7 protein-coding genes and 1 other annotated feature are annotated in these 7,351 nt (G+C 36.8%); of the genes, 5 read left to right on the top strand and 2 right to left on the bottom strand.

Translation table 11 applies throughout. The features are described from left to right. Positions 1-83 precede the first annotated feature (83 nt). From ISALK_RS13620 to tyrS, 5 genes are all read left to right on the top strand, one after another. Positions 84-2,033: a type I glutamate--ammonia ligase gene (locus ISALK_RS13620; protein ID WP_160723235.1), complete on the top strand. Its 1,950-nt coding sequence runs from the start codon at positions 84-86 to the stop codon at positions 2,031-2,033. Positions 2,034-2,093: 60 nt separating this feature from the next. Further along, entirely contained in the window at positions 2,094-2,489 is a 396-nt protein-coding gene (locus ISALK_RS13615) for a YtxH domain-containing protein (RefSeq protein ID WP_201756923.1), read from the top strand. A 23-nt stretch (positions 2,490-2,512) separates the two neighbouring features. Then, positions 2,513-2,899, top strand: coding sequence for a hypothetical protein (locus ISALK_RS13610; RefSeq protein WP_160723232.1), 387 nt, complete (start codon positions 2,513-2,515; stop codon positions 2,897-2,899). A 71-nt stretch (positions 2,900-2,970) separates the two neighbouring features. Next, positions 2,971-3,453: a peptide-methionine (S)-S-oxide reductase MsrA gene (gene msrA / locus ISALK_RS13605; RefSeq protein ID WP_160723230.1), complete on the top strand. Its 483-nt coding sequence runs from the start codon at positions 2,971-2,973 to the stop codon at positions 3,451-3,453. Positions 3,454-3,507: 54 nt separating this feature from the next. Continuing rightward, positions 3,508-3,714 (top strand) — a binding site (T-box leader). Between the two features lie 85 nt (positions 3,715-3,799). Further along, a complete protein-coding gene (gene tyrS / locus ISALK_RS13600) occupies positions 3,800-5,026 on the top strand; it encodes a tyrosine--tRNA ligase (protein WP_160723228.1) in 1,227 nt (408 codons plus the stop codon). A gap of 144 nt (positions 5,027-5,170) precedes the next feature. Here tyrS and glnA read toward each other — a convergent pair whose 3' ends face one another. Further along, on the bottom strand, positions 5,171-6,517 hold the full coding sequence (gene glnA, locus ISALK_RS13595; RefSeq protein ID WP_160723226.1) for a type I glutamate--ammonia ligase: 1,347 nt from the start codon (positions 6,515-6,517) through the stop codon (positions 5,171-5,173). Between the two features lie 285 nt (positions 6,518-6,802). Beyond that, positions 6,803-7,309 carry a ferritin gene (locus ISALK_RS13590; protein ID WP_160723224.1) on the bottom strand — a complete coding sequence of 169 codons (507 nt, stop codon included), beginning with the start codon at positions 7,307-7,309 and terminating at the stop codon, positions 6,803-6,805. Between the last annotated feature and the right edge of the window lie 42 nt (positions 7,310-7,351).

Here is a 7,351-nt window from a genome sequence, read left to right as displayed (position 1 = left end):
CATCGGATTTTAATATGAAATAACCCGAACGATTATTGGTTTAATGAAAAAATAAGTACGAAAAAAAAGGAAGGATGATTGAAATGGAAACAGAACTTAAAGAAATACTGTCTAAAGAAAAACTTTTTACTTTACCTCCTTGGACCCATCAAAAAAAATATTTGAAAGAAATCTTATCCATTCATAGCTACATTAAATTTGTCTCGCTGGTTGGAGTGGATCTGGGAGGCAATGATACCGATGAGAAAATTCCTGTATCTTTATTTTTGAAAGAACTGGACAGCTTTTTAAAAGAAGGAGTACAAACCGATGGTTCCAGTGTAATTCTACACAAAATTGCTACACTGAATAATGCGAAAGTGGATTTAATTCCGGATTTAGAGGTTAATTGGTTTGTGGATTACAATTACTATTATGAAGATTCGAAAACCAACATGCCTTTAGGGACTTTAAGAATTCCGGCGTTTTTGAAACATGATGGGAAAATGGTGGACTCCCGTTCAATTTTAAAAAGAGCGGAGAACTATTTTGAAGAGTTTATGCTCGAATCAATTCATAGGTATAAAAATGGACAACTTAAAGACCTCTATGATAGAGGGGTTAAAAAAGTGCTCTTAACCACGGCCACAGAATTAGAATTTTGGGTGAAAACCCCGGAAGAATCCGCTGATGAAGAAAAATTAACCACATCTCAAATGTTAAAAGAACAATACTGGAAACGAACCAAAGGGAATGTACGAACCGCATTAGAAGAAGTGATGATTATATTAGAAGATTATGGGTTTGGTCCGGAAATGGCTCATAAGGAAGTTGGGGGAGTTACTGCGAAAATTGGATTAACGGGCAAATTCAATCATGTTATGGAACAGTTGGAAGTGGATTGGAAATACAGCACCGCTTTGCAAGCTGCCGATAATGAACTATTTATCCGGGAATTAATTGAAGAAGTTTTTGAATTTCATGGCTTAGAGGTTACTTTTTCAGCAAAGCCCATTGAAGGGGTAGCCGGTAGTGGCAAACATACCCACGTGGGTGTGCAGTTTCTATTAAACAATGGAGAAAAGTTGAATGCCTTTGTTCCTGAAAATATAAAAAAAGATTTTTTAAATCCTCTTGGATGGGGAGCCTTTATCGGAATTCTTAATAATTATGATGTGATCAATCCCTTTATTAATTCAACGAATGATGCCTTTAATCGATTAAAACCGGGATTTGAAGCCCCGGTATCAATTGTTGGCTCCGTAGGTCATACTCCGGAAATTCCTTCGAGAAACCGTACGGTTTTAATAGGGTTGGTTCGGGATATCATCAATCCACATGCTACTCGCTTTGAACTGCGATCGCCAAGTCCGAATTCGAACACCTATGTTTATGTCGCCGCTATGTATCAATCCATGCTGGATGGTATCAAAGAAGTACTATCTGCCGGTTTATCCGGGAAAGAAGTTGAAGCTGAGTTTTCCAAGTCCCTTGGGGAAGAGAAGTTTTATTTAGATAAGGACCGGGTTTATCGAAGTGAAGAGGATGTGTTTGACGATTACTCGGAAGGTGAGCGAGAAAGAATGTTTGGTAAATCCCCGGCTACGGTATGGGAATGTATTCATATTTTCAATCAACACTATGATAAAAAACAAATGTTGTACCAAGGCGGAGTGTTTGAAGATAATATCATAGACTCTATTATGGAGGCGAATCTGGATATTTGGGTCAAAGAACTGATTGGGCGAATTCTTCCGGAAAATACGGAGTTAGTAAGGTCTTGTAGAAGAATTCATGGGAATCAAAACTTATCGGATTTAGACGTGGTTAATTGGGAGAAAATAAATGGACTTCGTTATGATTTAATGAAAGATCGCCTGGATCAGGTTTCTTTGTTTTCTAAAATTAAAAAAGAACTGGAAGGCAAAAACTATCTGGAGGCTTCAAAGCTTCAGCAGGAAATGCAACAAAACATTTCAAAACTGAAGGTTCTTTATGGAGAATATCGGAAAAATCTCTTAGAGGATATGAATGGACTAAACGATTTTTATTAGGGAAACATTGTTTTAAAGGTAGAAGTCTGGGTATAATAAGACATAGGTTTGAGCCTAAATATGAAAGGAAGTGTTAAGATGTATTGTAGAAATATTGAAAAGCGATTCAAAAAACTTACCGATTCCATGAACCTTCAACAATCCAAAGAGGAAGCTCGGAAAAAGGGTTTAATGAAAGGTTTGGCTTTAGGTGCTTTCCTAGGAGCTGTATTAGGAGTACTGTATGCTCCCGATAAAGGAGAAGTTACTCGTCAGAAGACTAAGGATGAAGTGATGCGGTTAAGAGAGGATATGGGAGATTATCTCGAAGTTGGTAAGGAAAGAGCTTCTGAGTTATTAGAAGAGAAGAAGGATCGTGCGGAAGAAATTTGGTTAAGTACAAAAACAAATTTCACTGCGGAAACAGAGAATGATAAAGAAGATATTTCCAAAGAGCAGGAAGAAACAGAAGAATAAATCACTTACAAAGGGGAGATAGTATGGAATTAACAATAGACTTACAATCAATATTAATGCTTGTTTTAATAGTTCTGGTAATTGCTGTAGTGTTGTTTGTATTGAAATTAGTACAGACTATGAAAGGAATCAATACTATTATTGAAACCAATGAAAAAAACATTAATGACACCCTGAATAGTATTCCTATTATTACAAAAAATATCGAAGAGGTCACCTCGGGTATTAATGATGAAATGGAAAACATCACAGGATCTATTGAGAATGTGAGCAGTACCATTGATACTACCACCGATTTAGTGGATACTTTAAACCAAGAGGTATTACAACCCCTTTTGGAACTAGGAGCAGTATTAATGATGATCAAAGATTTTATTCCAAAAAAGAAGAAGAAGGGTTTGTTTAAATAATATACATAACCTGTATAAATTTTAAAAAGCGGTTCACTCCGCTTTTTTTAAACCCTAAAGGAGGAGTCGTTTTGAAAGAAATTGTATTAGCTGCCGGTTGTTTTTGGGGAGTAGAAGCTTACTTTTCAAAAGTAAAGGGTGTTGTAGAAACGGAAGTTGGTTATGCGAACGGTAATACTGAAAATCCTACCTATGATGAAGTCTGCCATATGAATACTGGTCATGCGGAAGCTTGCTATATAAAATATGATGAAAATGTTATATCCCTAACTGAATTGCTAAAGAAATACTGGAAAATTGTAGATCCTACGGTATTAAACAGACAGGGGCCTGATACCGGTGCACAGTACCGGACTGGAGTCTATTATATGGATGAAAAAGATATCACAGTTATTAAAGAATCTCTTCAAGAAGAACAAAAACAGTATAATAAAGATATTGTTACAGAAGTCAAACCTTTAGAAAACTATTATAAGGCAGAAGAGGTTCATCAAAACTATCTTAAGAAAAATCCAAGGGGCTATTGTCATATTGATTTATCTCAAATCAATTAAAGCTGCTTGACAATTTGGGACCATCCTTTATAATAATGATCATAGTTAAATAGTCATCGAACAATGAAGGAAAAAGTAACAGATATAGGATCGAAAATCAGAGAGGAAACTGGTTGGTGAGAAGTTTTCCGTACATATCTGTGAATTACACTCCCGAGTTCCGACATGAAAGTGTCGCGTATAAACTACGTTACGGTTATTAAGAGACATCCTAGGAATAGGATGTAATTAAGGTGGTACCGCGAGCTTTTCGTCCTTAGCATATAAATAAGGAGAAAAGCTTTTTGTATTTGGTTCTTTATTATTGTCATAAGCAACTTATAATTTCCATTAAGGAGGATGTAAAATGAAAAACGTATATGAAGAATTGACGGAACGTGGATATATCGAACAGGTCATCCATGAAGAAGAATTAAAAAATCTGTTAGGAAAAGAATCCGTAACGTTTTATATCGGATTTGATGCTACGGCTTCCAGTTTAACCCTAGGGCATTTTGTTCAAATGATGGTGATCAAAAGAATGCAAAGGGCTGGCCATCGGCCCATTATATTATTTGGTGGGGGAACCACCATGATTGGGGACCCTTCCGGAAAACAGGATATGCGTAAGATGTTGACAAAGGAAACCATTGATGAGAACATTGAATACTTCAAAGGTCAGTTTCAAAAGTATATTGACTTGCATGAGGATAAAGCTATTGTGGTAAATAATGCGGAGTGGTTGCTGGATCTTAATTATATTGAATTTATCCGAGAAATTGGCAAACACTTTACGATTAATCGAATGCTCAATGCAGAATGTTATAAATCTCGTTTGGATAAAGGGTTAACATTTTTGGAGTTTAATTACATGATCATGCAATCCTATGACTTTTTAGAACTTTACCGTCGATATAACTGCAAGCTTCAGGTTGGAGGAAGTGACCAGTGGTCTAATATACTCGGGGGATATGAGCTTGTTCGAAAGTTGGAAAAAGACTCAGTCTATGCTCTTACATTTAAATTGCTGACAAACTCCGAAGGGAAAAAAATGGGAAAGACAGAATCGGGAACTATATGGTTAGATCCGAAGAAAACATCACCTTATGAATTTTTTCAGTATTTAAGGAATGTGCATGATGCTGATGTGGAAAACTGCTTAATGCTTCTTACGATGGTTCCCACGGAGGAAGTAAAACGACTGTCCGCTTTGGAGGGTAAAGAAATGGAAAAAGCGAAGGAAGTATTAGCCTATGAAACGACGAAACTAGTTCATGGAGAAGCAGAAGCAAAAAAAGCCTTAGAAGCTGCGCGAGCTATATTCTCTGGTAAATCGTACTCTGATGATGCACCTACCTCGGAAATGAAAAAAGAGGATTTTGAAGAGGGTTTAGATATTTTAACCTTGCTTACAAAAACCGGTTTGATCAGTTCAAGGGGAGAAGGACGCCGTTTAGTACAACAAGGCGGCATTTATGTTAATGAAGAAACCGTGAAAGATATTCATCATTTAATAACGTTGGATCATTTTGAGGATAACAAATTATTGATCCGCAAAGGAAAGAAAACCTATCACCAAGTGAAGGTTCAATAAGGCCCCCCCCTTATTTTTAAGTACGTGGATAAATTGAAGTAGAAGATTTGTGAGCCGTACATTAAAAGAAAAGCCCCTGCTGAGATCTTCTCAGCAGGGGCTTTTACACGAATTATGCATTTTTTGATGTTTTATCGGGGTTGATTAATAATAGTTTAAATATTTCTTTAGCTCCCAATTATGGATTTCTTGACTGTAATCTCTCCATTCAGCTTTTTTAGCTTTAATGTATAAGTTAAAAATATGCTCTCCTAGTGACTCTTTCATGAAATCACTTTTTTCTAGCTCTGAAAGGGCTTCCCCTAGGGTTTCAGGGAATTTTTCAATTCCATTTTCTTCCCGCGTTGCACAATCCATATCATAGGTACACCCATCAAAGTAAGCCGGTGGTTCAATCTTATTTTTAATTCCATCTAGCCCGGCAGATAAAATAGCTGCAAGGGCTAAATAATGGTTTGCTGTGGGGTCAGGATTACGAAGCTCCACTCTTGTACCAGAACCACGAGTTCCGGGTATTCGAATTAAAGGGGTTCGATTCTCAATACCCCAGGCAATATCCGTTGGTGCTTCATAGCCGGGAACAAATCGTTTATAAGAATTTACAGAGGCATTCGTGATTGCTGAAAAAGCCCGAGCATGTTTAATGAGCCCTCCAATAAAGTAATAGGCTTCCTGGGATAGCCCTAGTTCATCATCCTTATCTTCAAATACATTTTTACCGTTCTTAAATAAAGACTGATTGATATGCATACAGGTTCCGTGTGCATTTTTTAGGGGTTTTGGCATAAACGTGGCATGGAGACCATGTTTTTTTGCAATCGTCTTTACAACCAATTTAAAAGTTGATATTTGATCTGCAGCTTTTAAAGCTTCTCCGTATTTAAAGTCAATTTCATGCTGTCCTGGAGCGGCCTCATGGTGAGAAGCTTCAATTTCAAAACCGAGTTTTTCCAACATCAAAACCATATCTCGACGGGCATCTTCGCCTAAATCTGTTGGTGACATATCAAAATAGCCAGCAGTATCATGGATTTCGGTTGTAGGGTTCCCATCTTTATCACGTTCAAACAAAAAGAATTCTACTTCCGGGCCGACATAATACTCATAACCATACTCTTTCAATTCAGCTAAAACTTGTTTTAAGACACCTCTTGGACATCCGTCAAAAGGCGTTCCGTCTGTATTATAAACATCACAAATCATTCGAGCTGCTTTTCCTTCAGAGTCGGTTCTCCAAGGGAAAATCTGGAATGTGGATGGGTCCGGTGCCAACACCATGTCGGATTCTTCAACACGTACAAAACCTTTAATAGAAGAACCGTCAAACATTACTTCACCATTTAATGCGGAATCCAGTTGACTAGTGGTAATTGCTACGTTTTTTTGCTTGCCGAAAACGTCTGTAAACTGTAAATTAATAAATTTAACATTTTCCTCCTGGACTAACCGCCTAATATTGTCACTAGATAAATCACTACTTAAATCGTTCAACAAAATCACTCCTAATTATTTTTTTGAAGTTTTAACTCCAATTAAACTACACTTAACTATATCATCTACGATGAAATAGAACAATGTCAGTAAAGAGCCTTAGAAAGCCCTGAATTTTCTTCTAAGGGGCTGAAGTCTTTTTAGCGCGAATTTCTTTAAAAATCAGGACTTATATTGTCATATCTTATCAATTCCTTTGATTTCGGTTGGAATTTAAAAAACCTGAAGCAAGATCATGTTGATCTTGTTTCAGGTTAGGGTATGGTTTTAGAATATATTAACTCGTTACGCTTCTTCTGCTACGAAGCTTCGTGTAGAGAGTTCCTTATCAAGCATAAATAAACCATTTGGATTATTGTTGATTAGTTTAAGCTTCTCTAGCAGGTTTGTCATGGTCGCTTCCTCTTCAACCTGTTCGTCAACGAACCAGTTTAAAAAGCTGATGGCAGGGTAGTTCTTTTCCTCCATGGCAATATCCATTAAATGATGGATACGTTTTGTTACGAATTGTTCATGTTCCAATCCCGCAGTAAAAACATCTATCATGGAATCAAAGTTGGTTCTAGGGTCATCATATCCGGTGATGATGACTTTGCCGCCCATTTCATCAATGAAGTTGAAAAACTTCATTGCATGGAAACGTTCCTCTTCCGCTTGAACTACAAAGAAATTAGCAAAACCATCCAAGTTTTGATCTTTACAGTAAGCCGCCATGGCTAAATAGTAATTTGCTGAAAAGAATTCGTGTTTGATTTGTTCATTTAATTCATTTGTTAGTTTTTCTGATAACATAAAATCCCTCCTGTTTAATAAAAAAATATATTGATATTATTG

Origin of the sequence: Isachenkonia alkalipeptolytica (assembly GCF_009910325.1) — a bacterium.
Lineage (GTDB): Bacteria > Bacillota > Clostridia > Peptostreptococcales > T1SED10-28 > Isachenkonia > Isachenkonia alkalipeptolytica.
Note: the sequence above shows the minus strand (reverse complement) of the source record. Positions and strands in the feature narration are given on the sequence as shown.